Raw genomic sequence first — 18,583 nt, forward strand, 5'->3', positions numbered from 1 at the left:
GTGGTGGGGGGCGTGGGTCTGCTGCCGTCGGGGTTGGTCTGGGCGCTCGCGGTCCAGATGCCGCCCGCGATCCGGCGCGGCAGGACGAGGCCGGCGACCGGGACGAACCAGGCGCCGACCGACCAGCCGGGCGACATCGGCCCGCTCAGCCCGCCCCGTCGATCCGCGCGGCCAGCGCCCGGAACTGGTCCCAGCTCAGCTCCGGCTTCCGCGGGTCCCACAGCTTCTGGCTGGTCGCCCGCAGCGGCATCCGGATGCCTTGTGCCACCTGCGCCGGGGTCTGCGCGTTCGGGAGGTCGCCCCAGACCGCGAACCGGCCGCCGAGGATCTGGCCGGAGTAGCCCGCCGGGACGGGCCGGGTGCCGCGCAGGACGAGCGGGGTCCACTGTTCGTAGATCCGCTTGCCCGTGGGGTAGAGGAAGTTGTTGGGCTGGCCCAGTACGTAATAGAGGAACTCGTCGTTGAGGTTCACCACGCGCCGCCCCTCGCGCAGATACTCCTCCGGCGGCCGGGCACCGTACTCCTTGCCCGTCCAGTACTCGACCTCGATGTCCTTGTCGGCGTGGACGACTCCGTCGCGGAAGAAGCCGTCGTTCCACGCCTTGGGTTGCTTGCCGTGCGGACGCACCACCGCCGCACGGTCGTTGAGCCAGCCGGTGGCGAGGTCCTTGATGCCGGCCCGCGGCCCGTACTTCTGCTGGGCGGCGCGTTGCAGCTGCGGGTACGAGGCGGCCGGGTCCCGGGCCATCAGCGCGAGGTATTCGTCGGCGCCGAGATGCCAGTAGCGGCCGCCGAACAGCTCGGTGAACTCGCCGAGGAGTTCGTCGATGAGCTTCGCCGCTCCCGGGTTGGAGATGTCGAGCGATCCGGGCGAGCGCACACCCGACACGTTGCGCAGCTGGAGGTCCGGGTGGGCCCGCAGGACCGCGCCCAGATGGCCGGGGGAGTCGAGCTCGGGGACGACCTCGATGTGCAGCCGGCCCGCGAGGCCGAGGATCTGCCGCACCTGCGCCTTGGTGAGGTGCTGCGGCGACACCACCTCGGGGTGGGTGTCGGACTGGATGCGGAACGCCAGGTCGTCGGAGAAGTGCAGGCCGAGCTGGTTGAGCTTGAGGTCGGCCATCTCGCGCAGCCGGTCCTCGATCCAGGCGACGCTGTAGAACTTGCGCGCGATGTCGAGGTTGAGGCCGCGCTGCGGCCGGTCGGGGCGGTCGCGCACCTCGCCCTCGGGCATGGCGCCGTCGGCGCGCACGGACTGTTTCAGGGTGCGGGTCCCGTAGAAGACACCGGCCTGGTCGGGTCCACTGATCGTGACCCGTCCGTCGTGGGTCCTGAGGGTGTACGACTCGGGGGTGCCCTTGCCCGGGGTGAGGGCCAGCTCCACGTCGCCCGCGCGGGCGGCGACGTCACCCCGGTAGTGGATCTTCAGCTCCTGGGCGAGCAGCTGCCCCTCGTCCGCGAGCGTCCCGCTGCCGGGTGCGATGACGACCCCGGCGGCCGGGCCGGGCCGCCAGCCGGGGCCGCGGGCGGCGATGTGTTCGCGTACGGCGGGGATGGTGCGGGGCGGGGTGGAGAGCGGGTAGCTCCGGGTCGGCGAGGGGGCGGCCGAGGAGCCCGAGGGGGTGCGGGACCCCGACTCCCCCGCGGGTCCGTTGTCGGAACTTTCCGACCAGACGACGACGGCGATCGTCGCGGCGGCCGCCGCGGTGAGGACCGCACCGGCCACGAGACTGCCGCGTGAGGGCGACATCGGTCAGAAACCTCCGGTGTGGGGGAAGGTGGGGCAGAAGAAAACAGAGCAGAAAATAACCAGACATAGAGGGCCAGTCGGGCATTCTCCTCGGCTCGCGGCCCCTCAGACGTTCCGAAACTCTCCCGTCCGGGTGAAGTTCGCGTATCCGACGGACGGCCGTTGCCCGACCTCGCTAGCTTTGAGGCACATTCGTCTCCCCTTCACCCTGCAACACTTCTTCCACTCCGCAACTCCCACTTCCTTCCGTAACTCTCCCTTCACCCTGCATCAGCCTGGGCTCACCCGTCCCGCCCCACTCCGGACGCCAGGCTCACCGATGCCGCTGATTCGAGGAGCCCCACGCTGTCCAGGTCCAGCGAGTCCCACGCCGACCTCCCGAAGCGACTGAGGCAACCGGCCACCCGGACGGCCGTACCCGTCCAGACGTCCGGACCGGCGCAGGGCCCGGCCGTCCACCCGGGCCTCGACCGCTTCAACACCGCGCCGACCGCCGAGGCGAAGGCCGCCCTGCTGAAGTGCTCCGGCAGCCGCCGCTGGGCCGCGCGGCTGGCCGCCCACCGCCCGTACCCGGACCTCGACGCACTGCTGGCCGCCGCCGACGAGGCGGGCTACGACCTGCCCCCGGCGGATCTCGCCGAGGCGCTCGCCGCCGAGGTCTCCCCCGGACTGCACCACGCCGCGCCGCACTCCGCCCATCTCGCGCTGCGGGCCGCGCACGCCGCGTACGAGTGCCGCTTCGGCCATGTCTTCGTGATCTGCCTGGACGGCTTCGAGCCCGCCGAACAGCCGGACCAGGTGCTCGCCGGAATCCGGGCCAGGCTGAGCCACGACCCCGACCAGGAGCGGGTGGTCACCGCGGAGGAGATGCGGCGACTCGCCCGGGGCCGCATCATCGAGCTGATATCGGGTTCATAACGGAACGGGGCCGGTCAGCCGTGTTCACCGGTCCGCTATAGCCCGTCCGTGGCAGTTTGATTGCCGCTTTGATCACACCAGAGGCCCCCGCGCGAACGAACCGACAAAGCGTCGCTACGATGGCCGGGGCCGGTGGACCGTACCCGGCCGGGTCAGACCGACAGTCAAGCCGGCCGGCCCCAATCCCCGCTCCCGGAGGGTTCTTCCGTGCCGGCTGGAACGCTGTACCGCGGCCGGGAAGGCATGTGGTCCTGGGTGGCTCATCGAGTCACCGGTGTCCTCATTTTCTTCTTCCTGTTCGTACACGTCCTGGACACCGCTCTCGTCCGCGTCTCCCCCGAGGCATACGACGACGTCGTGGCCACGTACAAGACGCCGATCGTCGCGCTCCTCGAATACGGCCTCGTGGCCGCCATTCTCTTCCACGCGCTGAACGGTCTTCGCATCGTCGCCGTGGACTTCTGGGCCAAGGGCCCGCGCTACCAGAAGCAGATGCTCTGGTCCGTCGTGGGCATCTGGATCGTGCTGATGGTCGGGGCCCTGTACCCCGTCCTCGGCCACGCCGTACGCGCAGTCTTCGGGAGCTGAGGCCAATGTCCACCGAGTCCTCCGCCACGATCGGCTCCGTCGAGGGCGTCTCCCTCTACGACGTCGAGAACCCGGCCCCGGTCATCGAGCCGCCGCGCACGCGGACCGGCAAGACCCCCAAGGGTTCGCGCACCAATTTCGAGATGTACGCCTGGCTCTTCATGCGCCTGTCGGGCATCGTCCTGGTCGTCCTGGTCCTGGGCCACCTGCTGATCCAGCTCGTGCTGGACGGCGGCGTCTCCAAGATCGGCTTCGCCTTCGTGGCGGGCCGCTGGGCCTCGCCGTTCTGGCAGCTCTGGGACCTGGCGATGCTGTGGCTGGCCATGCTGCACGGCGCCAACGGCCTCCGTACGGTCATCAACGACTACGCCGAACGGGACAACACCCGCTTCTGGCTGAAGATGCTGCTGTACACCGCCACGGTGTTCACCGTCCTGCTGGGCACGCTGGTGATCTTCACCTTCGACCCGAACATCCGCTAGGCGCCGGGCCAGAGGGACCAGAGGAAATCATGCAGATCCACAAGTACGACACCGTCATCGTCGGCGCCGGCGGCGCCGGTATGCGCGCGGCCATCGAGTCCACGAAGCGCAGCCGTACCGCCGTGCTCACGAAGCTCTACCCCACCCGCTCCCACACGGGCGCCGCGCAGGGCGGCATGGCCGCCGCGCTCGCCAACGTGGAGGAGGACAACTGGGAGTGGCACACCTTCGACACGATCAAGGGCGGCGACTACCTGGTCGACCAGGACGCCGCCGAGATCCTGGCGAAGGAGGCCATCGACTCCGTTCTCGACCTGGAGAAGATGGGCCTGCCGTTCAACCGCACGCCCGAGGGCAAGATCGACCAGCGTCGCTTCGGCGGCCACAGCCGTAACCACGGCGAGGCCCCGGTCCGCCGGTCCTGCTACGCCTCGGACCGCACCGGCCACATGATCCTCCAGACGCTGTACCAGAACTGCGTCAAGGAGGGTGTGGAGTTCTTCAACGAGTTCTACGTCCTGGACCTCCTGCTCCAGGAGGTCGACGGAGTCAAGAAGTCCGCCGGCGTCGTCGCGTACGAGCTGGCCACCGGCGAGATCCACGTCTTCCAGGCGAAGGCGATCATCTTCGCCTCCGGCGGCACCGGCAAGTTCTTCAAGGTGACGTCGAACGCGCACACCCTGACCGGCGACGGCCAGGCCGCCGCCTGGCGCCGCGGCCTGCCGCTGGAGGACATGGAGTTCTTCCAGTTCCACCCGACGGGCATCTGGCGCATGGGCATCCTGCTGACGGAGGGCGCCCGCGGTGAGGGCGGCATCCTCCGCAACAAGGACGGCGAGCGCTTCATGGAGAAGTACGCGCCCGTCATGAAGGACCTCGCGTCCCGTGACGTCGTGTCCCGCTCCATCTACACGGAGATCCGTGAGGGCCGCGGCTGCGGTCCCGAGGGCGACCACGTCTACCTCGACCTCACGCACCTGCCGCCGGAGCAGCTCGACGCCAAGCTCCCGGACATCACCGAGTTCGCGCGTACGTACCTCGGCATCGAGCCCTACACGGACCCGATCCCGATCCAGCCGACCGCGCACTACGCCATGGGCGGCATCCCGACCAACGTCGAGGGCGAGGTGCTGGCCGACAACACCACCGTCGTCCCGGGCCTGTACGCCGCCGGTGAGGTCGCGTGCGTCTCCGTGCACGGTGCCAACCGACTGGGCACGAACTCGCTGCTCGACATCAACGTCTTCGGACGCCGCTCGGGCATCGGCGCCGCCGAGTACTCCGCGAAGAACGACTTCGTCGAGCTTCCCGAGAACCCGGCGCAGATGGTCGAGCAGCAGATCGAGCGGCTGCGCAACTCGACGGGCACCGAGCGGGTCGCCACGATCCGTCAGGAACTGCAGGAGTGCATGGACGCCAATGTGATGGTGTTCCGCACCGAGCAGACCATCAAGACGGCCGTCGACAAGATCGCCGAGCTGCGCAAGCGCTACCTCGACGTGTCCATCCAGGACAAGGGCAAGCGGTTCAACACGGACCTCCTGGAGGCCATCGAGCTGGGCAACCTGCTCGACCTGGCCGAGGTCATGGCGACCTCCGCGCTGGCCCGCAAGGAGTCCCGCGGTGGTCACTACCGCGAGGACTACCCGAACCGCGACGACGTCAACTTCATGCGCCACACCATGGCGTACCGCGAGGTCGCGGCCGACGGCACCGAGTCGATCCGGCTCGACTACAAGCCGGTCGTCCAGACCCGCTACCAGCCGATGGAGCGTAAGTACTGATGGCTACCCCGACGATGGAAAAGGCCGGCCAGGCCGAGGCGGGCTTCGCCGACTCCCCGTACATCACGGCCACCTTCCGGATCCGCCGGTTCAACCCCGAGGTCTCCGACGAGGCCCAGTGGCAGGACTTCCAGGTCTCGATCGACCCGAAGGAGCGTGTTCTCGACGCCCTTCACAAGATCAAGTGGGAGCTGGACGGCACCCTGACCTTCCGGCGCTCCTGCGCGCACGGCATCTGCGGCTCCGACGCGATGCGGATCAACGGCAAGAACAGGCTCGCCTGCAAGACGCTGATCAAGGACCTGAGCCCGGAGAAGCCGATCACGGTCGAGGCCATCAAGGGCCTCACGGTCCTCAAGGACCTCGTGGTCGACATGGACCCGTTCTTCCAGGCCTACCGCGATGTCATGCCCTTCCTCATCACCAAGGGGAACGAGCCGACCCGTGAGCGTCTGCAGTCCGCCGAGGACCGCGAGCGCTTCGACGACACCACCAAGTGCATCCTGTGCGCCGCGTGCACGTCCTCGTGCCCGGTGTTCTGGAACGACGGCCAGTACTTCGGCCCGGCGGCGATCGTCAACGCGCACCGCTTCATCTTCGACTCGCGCGACGAGGGCGGCGAGCAGCGCCTCGAGATCCTCAACGACCGTGACGGCGTGTGGCGTTGCCGCACCACCTTCAACTGCACGGACGCCTGCCCGCGTGGCATCGAGGTCACCAAGGCGATCCAGGAGGTCAAGCGGGCGCTGATCACGCGCCGCTTCTGACCGCCACGGGCGCACCAGTCGCATCCGGGGCCCCGTTTTCCGCACGAACCGTGCGGGAAGCGGGGCCTCTTGCTGCGCCGTCCGGGACTTGACGGTACGGTCATGCGGAACCGGACACCGGTTCGCCACCCCCGGCGCAGCAAGGCCCGGGGCGCACAGGTTTTGATCGAGAGCGGGGAACGTTGAGCGATCCGAATCCGTACGCGGACGACTCATACAAGTGGGGGCCTCCCCAGCAGCCTGGCCATCCGCCCACCGTCGCGGACGGCCAGGCGCAAGGACAGCCCGGCCCGGGCACCGGGGCCTACGGCTACCCGCAGCAGCCCGGTCCGGCGGCCCAGCCCGGATACGGCTATCCCCCGGAGCAGGCGGGGCAGCCGACCATGCCGGGTTACGGCTACCCGCAGCAGCCGGGCCTGCCGCCCGGCGCAGGCGCGCCGATGCTGGCGTTCGGTGACATCACCGTCATGAACGACCAGATCGTGACACCGGCCGGCACGATGCCGCTCAAGGGCGCGGTGTGGACGGCCACGGACATGTCGCGCACCGAGGAGAAGATCCCGACGGTCGCGATCGTGCTCGCGATCATCTTCGCGCTGCTCTGCCTGATCGGTCTGCTCTTCCTTCTGATGAAGGAGAAGAAGACGACCGGCTTCATCCAGGTCTCGGTGACCAGCGGGGGCAGGCACCACTCGACGATGATCCCGGCGACCGGCCCGGAGACCTTCCAGATGGTGATGGCCCAGATCAACACGGCCCGTTCGATGAGCATCTGACGGACCAGCAGAGATGTCCCGTCTCCAGCACACCGTCACGGTCGCCGCGCTGGATCGAGACCTGCTCCACGCGTACGCCGGGCTGGTCTGCGACCTCGTCGAGTCCACCCGGGTCCGGGGCCAGGACATCGTGCTGCCCGACGGGCGGGCTCTGTACGGCCTGAGCCTGGTCAAGGGCCGCCATCTCGCACCGGGTGCCCGTTACGAGCCCCTCGGCACCGACACCGAGGGACTGGAAGCGACGGTGATACGGGAGTGGCGGCGCACCGGTGCGCTCGCCGTGGAGCAGATGATGTGGTCACCGGAGCTCAGCGCGCGGCTGGACGTGCGGCTGCGCACCCCCGAGCGCCCCGTGTCGCTGGAGATGGAGGGGCGGTTGCGGGGCCCGGAGGGGTCGGGTTCACTGCGCCGCCTGTCGGGGCGGGCGACGCTCGACCTGGCCGCCTGGTGGGCGGCTGCCGCGCTCGCGCCGGGGGCGCCCGCGGTGGCGCGCGCCCCTGCGGTGGTGCGACTGAAGCACCGGCTGGGCGTCGCGCGGCTGCATCTGAGGCCGCGGCCGGCGGAGGCGGGCCGGTGGTACGTCGATGTCACGCTGACCGTGCACGGCCGGTGGCTGCTCCGGCCGGTCGCCGCGTTCGCGCTGCTGCTCGCGGGCGTGCCGCTGCGGCGCGGCTTCCGGTCCTCGGTGGAGCGGGCGGCCGAGCGGTGGGACGAGGCGCTCGGCCGCGTACGGTCGATGGATCTGGACGAACTCCGGACGGAGCTGGCCGATCACGTGGCCAGGCACCCGGAGGACGAGACCGGTGAAGGGCGCGAAACGGGCTGAGCGCCCGGCACCTCGGTCCCACTCGGCGCCGCCCCGGTCCTCGGCGGCCACCATGATGCGGCGAAGCATGTCGTTGAGCAGCGCGCGTGCGTCCGCGTGACCTCGTACGCCCCATTGCTCTCCCTCGGCGCGATGCCGCTCGGCCATGCCCTGGCGCGGCCTGCCCCGCGACGGCGGCGGTGCCCGGCGTACGGCACTTCGACACACCCGACAAGCAGACGAACAGGCCACCGAGGTAGTGACTTGAACATGTTCAAAGACGGGTCTACAGTCCATGACAACAGCTTTTGAACGCGTTCAAGGGAGGGTGGGGCATGGACCTCACTGTTGTCGCGTACGTCATCTACCTACTCATCAGCGTGGCGCTCACCGTCTGGGTCGCGCGCACGCTCAGCCGCAACGGCAGGGTGTTCCTCGCCGATGTGCTGCACGGGAACGAAAAGCTCGCCGACGCCGTCAACCACCTGCTGGTGGTCGGCTTCTACCTGGTCAACCTCGGCTTCGTCACCCTCTACCTGAGGAACGACAACGGAGTCACCGACGCCCGCGGGCTCTTCGAGGCGCTCTCGGTGAAGCTCGGCGTGGTCCTGCTCGTCCTCGGCGTGCTGCATCTCGGCAACGTCTACGTGCTCAACAAGATCCGCCGCCGCGGTCTGATGGAGCGCGAGCAGACCCCGCCGGTGCCGCCGCAGGGCTGGACGGGGCCGGGCAACGGTCCGTGGGCCGCACCCGCCGCCAAGGCCTGAGCCCGCCATGGCGATCGGAACCGGCGGGCAGCGGCTGTCCGTCGAACGGCTCACGGTGCTGTACGACGCGCAGTGCTCGCTCTGCGTCCACCTGCGCCAGTGGCTGCTGAAGCAGCGTCAGCTCGTCCCGCTCGACCTCGTCCCGGCCGCCTCCGAGGAGGCGCGCCGCCGCTTCCCCGGGCTCGACCACGCCGGGACGCTGGAGGAGATCACGGTGATCGGCGACGGGGGGCAGATCTACCGCGGGACCGACGCGTGGATCGTCTGCCTCTGGGCGCTGGCCGAACACCGGCCCAGGTCCCACTGGCTGACCACCCCGGCGGGCCGTCCGTTCGCCCGGGCGACCGTGCTCGCCGCCGCGAAGTACCGCTCGCTGACCGCGGCGCCGTGCGGTGACGGGGACGGGGACGGCGCCTGTGCAGTCCCCGGAGCCGGCGACTGACCGGGGCGGATACCCTCGGGGCTGTGGTGAAGGAAGCGAAGGACGTGAAGGAAGTCAAGGCTCCCAAGAGCGAGCAGACCCGCACACTCATCCTCGAAACCGCGCTCCGGCTCTTCCAGGAACGCGGCTACGACAAGACGACGATGCGGGCGATCGCCCAGGAGGCCGGCGTCTCCGTCGGGAACGCCTACTACTACTTCACGAACAAGGAACATCTCGTCCAGGGCTTCTACGACCGGCTCGCCGCCGAACACGAAGCGGCGGTGCAGCCGGTCCTGGACGGCGACAAGGACCTCGCGGTGCGGATGCGCGGGGTCCTGCTCACGTGGCTGGACGTGGCGGAGCCGTACCACCGCTTCGCCGCCCAGTTCTTCAAGAACGCCGCCGATCCGGAGAGCCCGCTCAGCCCGTTCTCGGCGGAATCGGTCGCGGCCCGCGAGGCGGCGATCTCCATCCACCGGCGGTGCCTGGCCGGCTCCGACACCAAAACCGACCCCGAACTGGCCGAGCTGCTACCGCAGCTGATGTGGCTGATACAGATGGGCCTGGTGCTGTTCTGGGTGTACGACCGGACCGAGCGCACCGAACGCAGCCGCCGCCTGGTCGAGCGCGCCGCCCCGATCGGTGCCCGCGCCATCGCGCTCTCCCGGTTCCGGGTGCTGCGGCCGCTGGTGCGTCAGATTCACGAGGTGCTGGAGGAGTTCCTGCCCGGCGCCGCGAAGCGCCCGGCCCGTGAGGCACCGGACCAGACGGGCGCCTGACCCGACGGCCCTTCCGGACCCGACGGGCGCCGGGTCCGGCCCGGCGGGCCCGTCAGAGCCGCCTCAGCTCCCACAGCCGCCAGAGGCCGGTGCCGTCCGAGAGGTACTGCGAACCGGAGACATCGGTCGTGCTGAGGACGTAGTCCTTCTTCTGCCACAGCGGCACCAGCGGCACGTCCTCACCGACGAGCGCCTGAAGCTCCTTGTAGTCCGCCGAGGTACGGCCTCGGTCGCTGTACTGCAGCGTGGCGGCGATCAGGGCGTCGATCTTCTTGCTGGAGTAGCCGTTGTGGAGGCTGCTGTCGCGGCCGACCAGCGGCTGGCTGAAGGTGTCGGGGTCCGGGTAGTCGGGGAGCCAGCCGACGGTGTACGCGTCGTACTTGCCGGCCGCGTAATCCTTCTGGAACTGCTTCCAGTCGACGGCCTTGACCGAGACCTTGAACAGTCCGGACGCCTCCAGCTGGCGGCGCAGCTCCGCGGTCTCCTTCGCGTACGTCTCGTCGCCGCCGCGGTAGCCGTAGGTGAAGTGCAGCGGCGTCTGGACGCCGGCCTCCTGCATCAGCTTCTTGGCGCGCGCGAGGTCGGGCGCGGGGTAGGCGTCGAAGAACGGTGTGCTGTGCCCGATGTAGCCCTGCGGGATCAGCGAGTAGAGCGGTTCGACCGTGCCCTTGTAGATGTCGGTCACCAGGGGTCCGCGGTCGATGATCGAGGCGATGGCCTGCCGGACCTTCTTGTCGGCGAACGGGGAGCCGGCGCGGACGTTGAAGACGAGGTTGCGGATCTCGGCACTGTCCGCCTCGGTGACGCGCAGATCGGGATCGCCCGGGTTCAGCTCGGCGAGTGTGGCCGGCGGCAGCTGGCGGTGCGTCACATCGACCTGTCCGGACTTCCAGGCCGCCAGCAGCGCGTCCGACTCCTTGTAGTAGTGCACGGTGACCGGAACGCCGGTCTTCGTCAGCGCACCCTTGTACAGGGGGTTGGGGACGAACTCGGCGAGTCCGCCGGGCTGGTACGACTTCAGGATGTACGGCCCCGAGCCGTCGACGCTGTTCCCGGACCGGAGCTTGTCCGCCGGGTACGACTCGCGGTCGACGATCGAACCGGCACCCGTGGCGAGCTTCTGCGGGAAGGTCGCGTCACGCTTGGACAGGTTGAAGGTGATGGTCCGGCCCTCGGTCACCACGTTCTTGAGGCTCGGGAACAGCACCCACGGACCGACATCTGTCTTGATCCTGACCATGCGTTCGATGGAGAACTTGACATCGGCGGCGGTGATCTTCCGGCCGTTGGAGAAGGACAGGTCGTCACGCAGCTTGCACTGGTACGTCTGGAGCTTCTGGCCGATGAACCCACAGCTCTCGGCGGCGTCGAGCTCGGGAACGGTCGCCCCGGACTTGAACGTCATGAGGGACTGGTAGACATTGCTGTACATCGCCCAGGAACCGGCGTCGTACGCACCCGCCGGGTCGAGCGAGGTGACTTCGTCGGTCGTACCGACCGCGATCGGGTCCTTGTTCACCTCGCCCGAGGGAAGCAACTGCCAGGCGCCGACGCCTGCGATGACCAAAACCGCGAGAATCGCGAGAATCCGTATTCGGATCGACCGCATTGACGTGCTCTCCCTTACCAGCCCCACCTCGGTGTTGCGCTCAGATACGCACATCACCGCATGCTCGCGCTCAGCCAATCACACGATTTTCACATCTGGAAGAGCAAATCAGAGACTCATAGCCTTTCGTTCGGCACTTGAAACCTTGAGTCCATCCACAGGGTCCGTAACCGGCCATCGACGGAGCGTCAGGCCTGCCGGGAGGCGAGCTCCACGACGGTGATGTCGGAGGGTGCGCCGACCCGTACCGGCGGGCCCCAGGCGCCCGCGCCGCGCGAGACGTAGAGCTGGGTGTCGCCGTAGCGGTCGAGGCCGGCGACCGTGGGATTGGCCAGCTCGGCCACCAGGTTGCCCGGCCAGAGCTGGCCGCCGTGGGTGTGGCCGGAGAGCTGGAGGTCGACGCCGTGGGCGACGGCGTCATCGATGACGACGGGCTGGTGGGCGAGGAGGACGGCGGCACGGGCACGGTCCCGGTCACCGAGCGCGCGGTCGAAATCGGGCCCCTGCCCCTCGCTCTCCCCGGCGACATCGTTGACACCCGCAAGATCGAATCCGGCGATCTCGACCCGGGCATTCTCCAAGGGATGGAGTCCCAATTCCCGTACATGATCAACCCATTGAGCAGCACCGGAGTAATACTCGTGATTACCGGTGACGAAGAAGCTGCCGTGGCGGGCGCTCAACCGCGCGAGTGGCTCCGCGGCCGGGCCGAGGTCGGCGACGCTTCCGTCGACGAGATCTCCCACGACGGCGACCAGGTCCGGCTGGGTCCGGTTGATCGTGTCGACGATCCGCCGGGTGTGGGCGCTGCCGAGGATCGGGCCGAGATGGATGTCGCTGACGACGGCGATCCGGAAGCCGTGCGCGGAGCGGGGCAGCTTGGCGAGCGGCACGGTGATCCGCTTGACCCGCGGCCCGCGCAGTACGCCGTACGTGCCGTAGCCGACCGTGCCGAGCCCGGCGACGGCGGCGGCGCCCCCGACGGCCCGCGCGACGAACAGCCGGCGCGTGGGTGCGGCGGGGCGGTGCTCCGGGGCGGCGGTGACAGCGACGAGGGTGTCGGCGGCGGGAACGGCGGCGGGCTCACTGCCGACGGCCGCAGTCACGACTGCCGATTCGGGCGCTTCCGCCACGGAAGGCCGATGCGCCCCGTCCGGCCCATTTGCGCGCTTCGCGAGAACCCGGCGCAGAATCGGCCGTACCGCCTCACCCACCAGCAGAGCCAGCGTCAGGTACAGCAGCGCGGCCAGCCACAGATAGCCCGGCCAGGCCAGCACCCGCTGGAGCCAGAAGGGCGCACCCGTACGGCCGGAAACCAGGGCGCCGACGCTCAGCAGCGGCAGGAGGTACGCGGCCACCGTGCCGGCTCCGCGCAGGGCACTGCCCGCGGCCGTCGTGTCGCCGACGAAGCGGCGCCACAGATAGCGGTGCACGCCGACGAGCAGGGCGAGCACCACGACCGCCGTCAGCGCGAGACCGGCCACTGCCATGTACGACTCCTCTGCCTGTCGTGCGGCCTGTCAGGCACGTTCTCGGCGCAGAGCCCTGACGCCACGGAACCCGATCACACCGACGGCCGTCCCCAGGAGAAAGGACGTGATGGCGAGCAGCAGATGCACCCAGAAGTACGCAGTCGGGTCACCCGCGTCGTCAAAGGCGAGTCCGCTGCCGTCCTTCCACAGGTTCTTGACGAAGGTGACCCAGATGAACCAGCTCCACACCCCGAACGCGAGCAGGAACCAGGAGACCGGGCGGCTGAGCTTCATGGTTCCAGTATCCCGCCCGCGCTCCGGCGGCCTCGCCCGGGGTGGGCTGTCCCGGCGGCTCGCACGGCGGGTCAAGCCGTCCGTATCCCCATCCACACCTTCGCCCTGTACGTTTCCGACCGTGCCCGCTCTGAAAAAGATCGCTTTTACGATCACCTCTGCCGCCTTGTTGTCCACTTTTGTCGTCGGCCCGGCGTCGGCGGTCGGCAAGGACACCTCCGACAACCAGCCGAAACCGCCCGCCGACATGTCCCAGGTCGGTGGCGAACTACTGGGCCGGACCGGCACGCAGGTGAAGCTGGGCCCCGGCGCCCCGGTACTGCCCGAGAAGCTCACGGGCAGGTCCTGGATCGTCGCGGACGCGGAGAACGGCCAGGTGCTCGCCTCGCACAACCCGCACTGGCGGCTGCCTCCCGCCTCCACCCTGAAGATGCTCTTCGCGGACACCGTGATGCCCGCGCTGCAGCCGAAGACCCGGACGTACACGGTGCAGGACGAGGACCTCGCGGATCTCGGCGAGGGCAGCAGCCTGGTCGGCGTCAAGGAGCACCTCAGCTACACGGTCCACGACCTGTGGCTCGGGGTGTTCCTGCGTTCGGGCAATGACGCGGTGCACGTGCTGTCCGCGATGTACGGCGGCGTCCCGAAGACCGTCGCCGACATGAAGGCGCACGCGCAGGAGTTGCAGGCGCTCGACACGAAGGTGGTGTCGCCCGACGGGTACGACGCCCCCGGCCAGGTCTCCAGCGCGTACGACCTGACGCTGTTCGCCCGCAGCGGCCTGCAGAAGGCGGACTTCCGGGAGTACTGCTCGACGGCCGAGGCGCAGTTCCCCGGCGCGGAGAAGAAGAACGGCAAGCGTCAGAGCTTCGGGATCCAGAACACCAACCGGCTGCTCACCGGCGCGGACGGTGTTGCCCCGTACAAGGGCATCGCGGGCGTCAAGAACGGCTACACCACCCAGGCCGGCAACACCTTCACGGGCGTCGCCGAACGCGACGGAAAGGTGCTGCTCGTCACCGTCATGAACCCCTCGTCCAAAGAGCCGCACGCCGTCTACAAGGAGGCCGCCGACCTCCTCGACTGGGGCTTCGACGCGAGCGGCAAGGTGACCCCGGTGGGCGAGCTGGTGCCGCCGAGGTCCGCCAGTACCGAGACGGACACCGGGCAGGGGAAGGGGCCGGCGGCGAACGGGAAGAGCGGTGGCAGCGACGGCTCCTCACCCGCCGCCAAGGCCGCCGCCGCGACCGGCGGGGGCGGCGGCATCGGGATCGCGCTGGGGATCGCCGGGGGCGTCCTGGTGCTGCTGGCCGGAGCGGTGTTCCTGGTCAACCGGCGCTGGCCGCTGCCGGACCTGGTGCGCCGCCTCCCTCGTCGCTGACGGTCGCCGCGCCCTTCCCGCTGTCCTCGCTGCTCCGCGTCGCCGTCCAGGCGGCGCAGAACAGCAGCAGCTTCGAGGTGAGGTTGATCCACAGCAGCAGTGCGACCGGCACGCCGAAGGCGCCGTACATGCTCTTCGCCGCGACACCCTTCATGTAGCCGCCGAGCAGCAGCTTGAGCAGTTCGAAGCCGATCGCGCCGATCACCCCGGCGACCAGCAGCCTGCGCCGCGGGGGCTCGACGCCGGGCAGCAGCGTCAGCAGGTAGAGCAGCAGCAGGAAATCGGCGAGGGCCGCCACGACCAGGGCGGCCACCTGCAGCACCACACCGCCCGCACCGTGGTCGGAGATGCCCAGCAGACCGGCGGTCCGGCCGACGGCTACGGAGCCGGCCGAGGAGATGGCCAGCGTCGCGAGCGCCGCCCCGCCGAGACCGAGCAGCAGCCCGACGTCCTTGAGCTTACGGATGACGGGATTGCCCTGGTCCACGTCGTCCATGCCCCACACGGCGCGCAGACAGCCCCGCATCGCTCCGATCCAGCCGACGCCGGTGAGGAGCAGCAGCGCACCGGCGACTCCCCCGACCGTGCCCGCGTGGGCCACCAGATCGCCGATGCCGAGCTGCTCGGAGATGCCCGGCACCTGCTCGGTGAGCTTGTTCTCGATGGTGTGGAGCTGCTCGGTGGAGAGCAGTGCGGCACCGATCGCCGCGCCGACCGCGATCAGCGGGAAGAGCGCCAGGAAGCTGATGAAAGTGATCGCGGCGGCGAGCCTGGCCCAGTGGACCCGTTCGAGCGCCTCGTACGAGCGCCAGGCGTGCGTCGCCATCAGCCGGGAGACGATCGGCCCGATGACAGGGAGGTTTTTCAGCCAGTCCATGACGTACGACTACCCTCCCGGGCGTGGAAAACCGGCGGTCCGTTCATCGCCGTACGGGCTGACACCCCCTCAGTAACCCATACCGGTGAGTGTTGTAACAAATCCCTCGAAAGGGTTTTCTCGGGCGATACGGTCACCGTCATGTCTGTCGACACCGTGTCCCTGACCGGCTGGGGCCGTACCGCTCCGACGACCGCCCTGCGCTTTCGCCCCCGTACCTACGAGGAGGCGGCGGCGACGGTACGCGGCTGCGGGCCCCGCGGCTCCATCGCCCGGGGTCTCGGCCGGGCCCACGGCGACGCCGCGCAGAACGCGGGCGGCTCCGTCCTCGACATGACCGCGCTGAACCGGATCCGCACCATCGACGCCGGGGCCGGCCTGGCGGTCTGCGACGCCGGGGTCAGCCTGCACCGGCTGATGGAAGTGCTACTGCCGCTCGGCTGGTTCGTCCCCGTCACGCCGGCCACCCGCCAGGTCACCGTGGGCGGCGCGATCGGCGCCGATGTCCACGGCCGCAACCACCACTTCTCCGGCTCCTTCTCGCGGCACGTCCAGGAGCTGGAGCTGCTGACCGCCGACGGCGAGATCCAGACGGTCCGGCCCGGCACCGACCTCTTCGACGCGACCACGGGCGGGCTGGGCCTGACGGGCGTGATCCTCTCGGCCACGCTGCGGCTCCACCGCGTCACCAGTTCATGGATGTCGGTCGACACCGAACGGGCCGTCGACCTGGACGACCTGCTGGCCAGGCTCTCCGCCGGGGACCACCGCTACCGCTACTCGGCCGCCTGGGTCGATCTCCTCGCCCGCGGCCGGGCCACGGGGCGCTCCGTCCTCACCCGGGGGGAGCACCTACCCCGGTACGCGCTCCCGCTGCGCGCCCGGCGCGCACCGCTCGCGTTCCGCCCGGGTCAGCTGCCCGCGGCGCCCGCCCTCGTACCGGAGGGGCTGCTCGGCCGCACGTCCGTCGCCCTCTTCAACGAGTTCCGGTACCGCAGCGCTCCCACGTACCGCATCGGCGAACTCCAGAGGCTGTCCACGTTCTTCCACCCCCTGGACGGCCTGCCGCACTGGAACCGGATCCACGGCCGAGCCGGATTCGTGCGGTACCAGTTCGTCGTCGGGCACGGTCAGGAGGAGGCGCTGCGCCGGATCGTTCGCCGGCTCTCGCAGCGGCGCTGCCCGTCGTTCCTCGCCGTCCTCAAGCGGTTCGGCGCGGGGGACCCCGGCTGGCTGTCGTTCCCGATGCCCGGCTGGACGCTCGCGCTCGGCCTGCCCGCCGCGCTGCCCGGCCTGGCCGGGTTCCTGGACTCGCTGGACGAGGAGGTGGCGGGGGCCGGGGGCCGGGTCTGCCTGGCGAAGGACTCCCGGCTGCGGCCCCAGATGCTGGCCGCGATGTATCCGCGGCTGGCCGAATTCCGGTCGCTGCGCGCCGAGTTGGACCCGAACGGGGCGTTCCGCTCGGACCTGTCACGCCGCTTGGCGCTGTGACGGCGGCTCCGGCGCTGTGATCACCATGCCGGCTGCGACCGCTGCGGCCGCTGCCGCCTTCTCCTGTCTTCCGCCCTCCTGTTCCCCTCGTCCGCCCTGTTCCCCTCGTCTGCAAGGAGCGTTCCCGTGAAGGACGCCTTCGGTGCCCCGCAGTCCCTGCTCGTTCTCGGTGGCACGTCTCGGATCGCGCTCGCCACCGCGCGCCGGCTGATCGCCCGCCGGACCCGTACGGTCTGGCTGGCCGGCCGCCCCTCCCCCGCCCTCGATTCGGCCGCCGCCGAGCTGAGCGCCCGGGGCGCCGATGTCCGTACGGTCGACTTCGACGCCCTCGACTCCGCGTCCCACGAGACCGCTCTCGGCAAGATCTTCACCGAGGGCGACATCGACATGGTGCTCCTCGCCTTCGGTATCGCGGGCGACCAGGAGCGTGACGAGGAGGAGCCGCTCTCCGCGGTCCGGGTCGCGCAGACCAACTACACGGGGGCCGTCTCCGCCGGGCTGGTGTGCGCCGGCGCGCTCCAGGCGCAGGGGCACGGCTCGCTGGTGGTGCTGTCCTCGGTGGCCGGCGAACGCGTCCGCCGGGCCGACTTCATCTACGGCTCCAGCAAGGCGGGCCTGGACGCGTTCACGCAGGGCCTGGGGGACGCGCTGCGGGGCACGGGGGTGCATGTGATGGTCGTACGTCCCGGAGTCGTACGACCGAGAACCGCGGTCCGCCCCGCGACGCTGCGGCTCACCGCGGCACGGTTCGCCGCCGCGCCGCTGGAGGCGTCGCCCCTCGTCACGACCCCCGACGAGGTCGCGGCGGCGATCGTGACGGGGCTGCGGCGGCGTTCGGAGACGGTGTGGGCGCCGGGGTCACTGAGGGTGGTGATGTCGGCACTGCGGCACGTGCCGCGCCCGCTGTTCCGGCGGCTGCCGGTCTGAGCGGGCGGCCACCGGGGCTCGCGGAGAAAGCGAGGGTGCCCAAGGAGCGGAAGGGACCGCTCAGGGCTGCAGAGAGGGCTCGTCCACGGAGGAGCCGCCCTGCGCGGGCACAGCAGGCGCGTCGTCCCCGGCACGGAACGGGAACTCGTTGATCTTGCGCCAGACGCTGTCCCGGCCCTGCTCGTACAGCGCGAAGGAGCCGCAGGTCCAGGCGGCCTCGTAGTCGGCGAGCTCCTCGTACGCCCGGTCCATCGCCTGCTCGGGGATGTCGTGCGCCACGGTGACGTGCGGGTGGTACGGGAACTGGAGCTCGCGCATCAGCGGCCCGGAGGTGTCCCTGACCCGCTTCTGCAGCCACATGCAGGCCGAGGCCCCTTCGACGACCTGGACGAAGACGACCGGCGAAAGGGGTCGGAAGGTCCCCGTGCCGGACAGCCGCATCGGGAAGGGGCGGCCGCCCGTCGCGATCTGGGCGAGATGCGCCTCGATCGCGGGCAGGTCGGCCGCCGCGGCCTCGGTCGGCGGAAGGAGCGTGACGTGGGTGGGAATGCCGTACGCGGCAGGATCCCCGAAGCTCGCGCGCCGCTCCTGGAGCAGGCTGCCGTAGGGCTCCGGGACCGCGATCGAAACGCCGAGCGTTACGGTCCCCACGTCGTTCTCCTCAATCCTCGATGTCGATGGTCCCCGGTGGT

The 18,583-nt window shown here is 69.9% G+C and carries 20 protein-coding genes; 13 read left to right on the forward strand and 7 right to left on the reverse strand.

All coding sequences use genetic code 11. From position 1 onward, the window contains the following. Positions 1–137, reverse strand: a 137-nt coding sequence (locus tag ACFU8Q_RS13510) for a DUF4328 domain-containing protein (protein WP_384452249.1), incomplete at its 3' end; no start/stop codon positions are given. Positions 138–145: 8 nt separating this feature from the next. Next, a complete protein-coding gene (locus tag ACFU8Q_RS13515) occupies positions 146–1,750 on the reverse strand; it encodes a glycoside hydrolase family 20 protein (RefSeq protein ID WP_384452172.1) in 1,605 nt (534 codons plus the stop codon). A gap of 387 nt (positions 1,751–2,137) precedes the next feature. On the opposite strand from ACFU8Q_RS13515, the gene ACFU8Q_RS13520 reads away from it, so the two are divergent. The 10 genes from ACFU8Q_RS13520 (at position 2,138) to ACFU8Q_RS13565 (ending at position 9,840) form a co-directional block, all read left to right on the forward strand. Then, entirely contained in the window at positions 2,138–2,668 is a 531-nt protein-coding gene (locus tag ACFU8Q_RS13520; protein WP_384452251.1) for a 2-oxo-4-hydroxy-4-carboxy-5-ureidoimidazoline decarboxylase, read from the forward strand. 207 nt (positions 2,669–2,875) lie between these two features. Next, positions 2,876–3,256 (forward strand): succinate dehydrogenase, cytochrome b556 subunit, encoded by a 381-nt coding sequence (gene sdhC / locus ACFU8Q_RS13525; protein WP_266913134.1) that lies wholly within the window; start codon positions 2,876–2,878, stop codon positions 3,254–3,256. Between the two features lie 5 nt (positions 3,257–3,261). Continuing rightward, positions 3,262–3,738, forward strand: coding sequence for a succinate dehydrogenase hydrophobic membrane anchor subunit (locus tag ACFU8Q_RS13530; protein WP_384452176.1), 477 nt, complete (start codon positions 3,262–3,264; stop codon positions 3,736–3,738). A gap of 29 nt (positions 3,739–3,767) precedes the next feature. Next, complete coding sequence (gene sdhA / locus ACFU8Q_RS13535) at positions 3,768–5,522, forward strand: succinate dehydrogenase flavoprotein subunit (RefSeq protein WP_384452178.1); 1,755 nt, start codon at positions 3,768–3,770, stop codon at positions 5,520–5,522. Continuing rightward, positions 5,522–6,289, forward strand: a complete 768-nt coding sequence (locus ACFU8Q_RS13540) for a succinate dehydrogenase iron-sulfur subunit (RefSeq protein ID WP_384452180.1) — start codon at positions 5,522–5,524, stop codon at positions 6,287–6,289. The genes sdhA and ACFU8Q_RS13540 overlap by 1 nt, the downstream gene beginning before the upstream one ends. 182 nt (positions 6,290–6,471) lie before the next feature. After that, the gene (locus ACFU8Q_RS13545) at positions 6,472–7,065 is read left to right on the forward strand and encodes a hypothetical protein (protein WP_384452183.1); all 594 of its coding nucleotides are present in this window, start codon (positions 6,472–6,474) and stop codon (positions 7,063–7,065) included. Positions 7,066–7,078: 13 nt separating this feature from the next. Beyond that, entirely contained in the window at positions 7,079–7,891 is an 813-nt protein-coding gene (locus ACFU8Q_RS13550; protein WP_384452186.1) for a hypothetical protein, read from the forward strand. A gap of 314 nt (positions 7,892–8,205) precedes the next feature. Next, positions 8,206–8,637, forward strand: coding sequence for a hypothetical protein (locus ACFU8Q_RS13555; protein ID WP_384452188.1), 432 nt, complete (start codon positions 8,206–8,208; stop codon positions 8,635–8,637). A gap of 7 nt (positions 8,638–8,644) precedes the next feature. Further along, on the forward strand, positions 8,645–9,079 hold the full coding sequence (locus ACFU8Q_RS13560) for a thiol-disulfide oxidoreductase DCC family protein (RefSeq protein WP_384452191.1): 435 nt from the start codon (positions 8,645–8,647) through the stop codon (positions 9,077–9,079). Positions 9,080–9,102: 23 nt separating this feature from the next. Then, positions 9,103–9,840, forward strand: coding sequence for a TetR family transcriptional regulator (locus ACFU8Q_RS13565; RefSeq protein ID WP_384452194.1), 738 nt, complete (start codon positions 9,103–9,105; stop codon positions 9,838–9,840). Positions 9,841–9,892: 52 nt separating this feature from the next. On the opposite strand, the gene ACFU8Q_RS13570 is transcribed toward ACFU8Q_RS13565, so the two are convergent. The 3 genes from ACFU8Q_RS13570 to ACFU8Q_RS13580 form a co-directional block, all read right to left on the reverse strand. Next, positions 9,893–11,449, reverse strand: a complete 1,557-nt coding sequence (locus ACFU8Q_RS13570) for an ABC transporter substrate-binding protein (RefSeq protein ID WP_384452254.1) — start codon at positions 11,447–11,449, stop codon at positions 9,893–9,895. A gap of 188 nt (positions 11,450–11,637) precedes the next feature. Continuing rightward, complete coding sequence (locus ACFU8Q_RS13575; protein ID WP_384452195.1) at positions 11,638–12,939, reverse strand: metallophosphoesterase; 1,302 nt, start codon at positions 12,937–12,939, stop codon at positions 11,638–11,640. 30 nt (positions 12,940–12,969) lie between these two features. After that, complete coding sequence (locus ACFU8Q_RS13580) at positions 12,970–13,215, reverse strand: SCO4848 family membrane protein (protein ID WP_384452198.1); 246 nt, start codon at positions 13,213–13,215, stop codon at positions 12,970–12,972. Between the two features lie 121 nt (positions 13,216–13,336). On the opposite strand from ACFU8Q_RS13580, the gene ACFU8Q_RS13585 reads away from it, so the two are divergent. Continuing rightward, complete coding sequence (locus ACFU8Q_RS13585; protein ID WP_384452200.1) at positions 13,337–14,596, forward strand: D-alanyl-D-alanine carboxypeptidase family protein; 1,260 nt, start codon at positions 13,337–13,339, stop codon at positions 14,594–14,596. Here ACFU8Q_RS13585 and ACFU8Q_RS13590 read toward each other — a convergent pair. Beyond that, positions 14,544–15,473 carry a YihY/virulence factor BrkB family protein gene (locus ACFU8Q_RS13590; RefSeq protein ID WP_384452203.1) on the reverse strand — a complete coding sequence of 310 codons (930 nt, stop codon included), beginning with the start codon at positions 15,471–15,473 and terminating at the stop codon, positions 14,544–14,546. The two genes, ACFU8Q_RS13585 and ACFU8Q_RS13590, sit on opposite strands and share 53 nt — an antisense overlap. Positions 15,474–15,614: 141 nt before the next feature. Here ACFU8Q_RS13590 and ACFU8Q_RS13595 point away from each other — a divergent pair, with 141 nt between their 5' ends. Both ACFU8Q_RS13595 and ACFU8Q_RS13600 read left to right on the forward strand, forming a co-directional pair. Continuing rightward, the gene (locus tag ACFU8Q_RS13595) at positions 15,615–16,964 is read left to right on the forward strand and encodes an FAD-binding protein (protein WP_384452206.1); all 1,350 of its coding nucleotides are present in this window, start codon (positions 15,615–15,617) and stop codon (positions 16,962–16,964) included. 126 nt (positions 16,965–17,090) lie between these two features. Then, on the forward strand, positions 17,091–17,891 hold the full coding sequence (locus ACFU8Q_RS13600) for a decaprenylphospho-beta-D-erythro-pentofuranosid-2-ulose 2-reductase (RefSeq protein ID WP_384452208.1): 801 nt from the start codon (positions 17,091–17,093) through the stop codon (positions 17,889–17,891). A gap of 60 nt (positions 17,892–17,951) precedes the next feature. Here ACFU8Q_RS13600 and ACFU8Q_RS13605 read toward each other — a convergent pair whose 3' ends face one another. Further along, the gene (locus ACFU8Q_RS13605) at positions 17,952–18,542 is read right to left on the reverse strand and encodes a 2'-5' RNA ligase family protein (RefSeq protein WP_384452211.1); all 591 of its coding nucleotides are present in this window, start codon (positions 18,540–18,542) and stop codon (positions 17,952–17,954) included. Positions 18,543–18,583: the final 41 nt, after the last annotated feature.

The sequence above is a fragment of the Streptomyces sp. NPDC057543 genome (assembly GCF_042801895.1).
In the GTDB taxonomy this organism is placed as follows: domain Bacteria; phylum Actinomycetota; class Actinomycetes; order Streptomycetales; family Streptomycetaceae; genus Streptomyces.

What these genes read in the sequence shown, in the direction of transcription:
- ACFU8Q_RS13560 (WP_384452191.1), top strand. Translation starts at nt 8,645, where the DNA reads ATGGCGATCGGAACCGGCGGGCAGCGGCTGTCCGTCGAACGGCTCACG.
- ACFU8Q_RS13530 (WP_384452176.1), top strand. Translation starts at nt 3,262, where the DNA reads ATGTCCACCGAGTCCTCCGCCACGATCGGCTCCGTCGAGGGCGTCTCC.
- ACFU8Q_RS13540 (WP_384452180.1), top strand. Translation starts at nt 5,522, where the DNA reads ATGGCTACCCCGACGATGGAAAAGGCCGGCCAGGCCGAGGCGGGCTTC.
- ACFU8Q_RS13550 (WP_384452186.1), top strand. Translation starts at nt 7,079, where the DNA reads ATGTCCCGTCTCCAGCACACCGTCACGGTCGCCGCGCTGGATCGAGAC.
- sdhA (WP_384452178.1), top strand. Translation starts at nt 3,768, where the DNA reads ATGCAGATCCACAAGTACGACACCGTCATCGTCGGCGCCGGCGGCGCC.
- ACFU8Q_RS13590 (WP_384452203.1), bottom strand. Translation starts at nt 15,473, where the DNA reads ATGGACTGGCTGAAAAACCTCCCTGTCATCGGGCCGATCGTCTCCCGG.
- ACFU8Q_RS13595 (WP_384452206.1), top strand. Translation starts at nt 15,615, where the DNA reads ATGTCTGTCGACACCGTGTCCCTGACCGGCTGGGGCCGTACCGCTCCG.
- ACFU8Q_RS13575 (WP_384452195.1), bottom strand. Translation starts at nt 12,939, where the DNA reads ATGGCAGTGGCCGGTCTCGCGCTGACGGCGGTCGTGGTGCTCGCCCTG.
- ACFU8Q_RS13515 (WP_384452172.1), bottom strand. Translation starts at nt 1,750, where the DNA reads ATGTCGCCCTCACGCGGCAGTCTCGTGGCCGGTGCGGTCCTCACCGCG.
- ACFU8Q_RS13570 (WP_384452254.1), bottom strand. Translation starts at nt 11,449, where the DNA reads ATGCGGTCGATCCGAATACGGATTCTCGCGATTCTCGCGGTTTTGGTC.
- ACFU8Q_RS13555 (WP_384452188.1), top strand. Translation starts at nt 8,206, where the DNA reads ATGGACCTCACTGTTGTCGCGTACGTCATCTACCTACTCATCAGCGTG.
- ACFU8Q_RS13580 (WP_384452198.1), bottom strand. Translation starts at nt 13,215, where the DNA reads ATGAAGCTCAGCCGCCCGGTCTCCTGGTTCCTGCTCGCGTTCGGGGTG.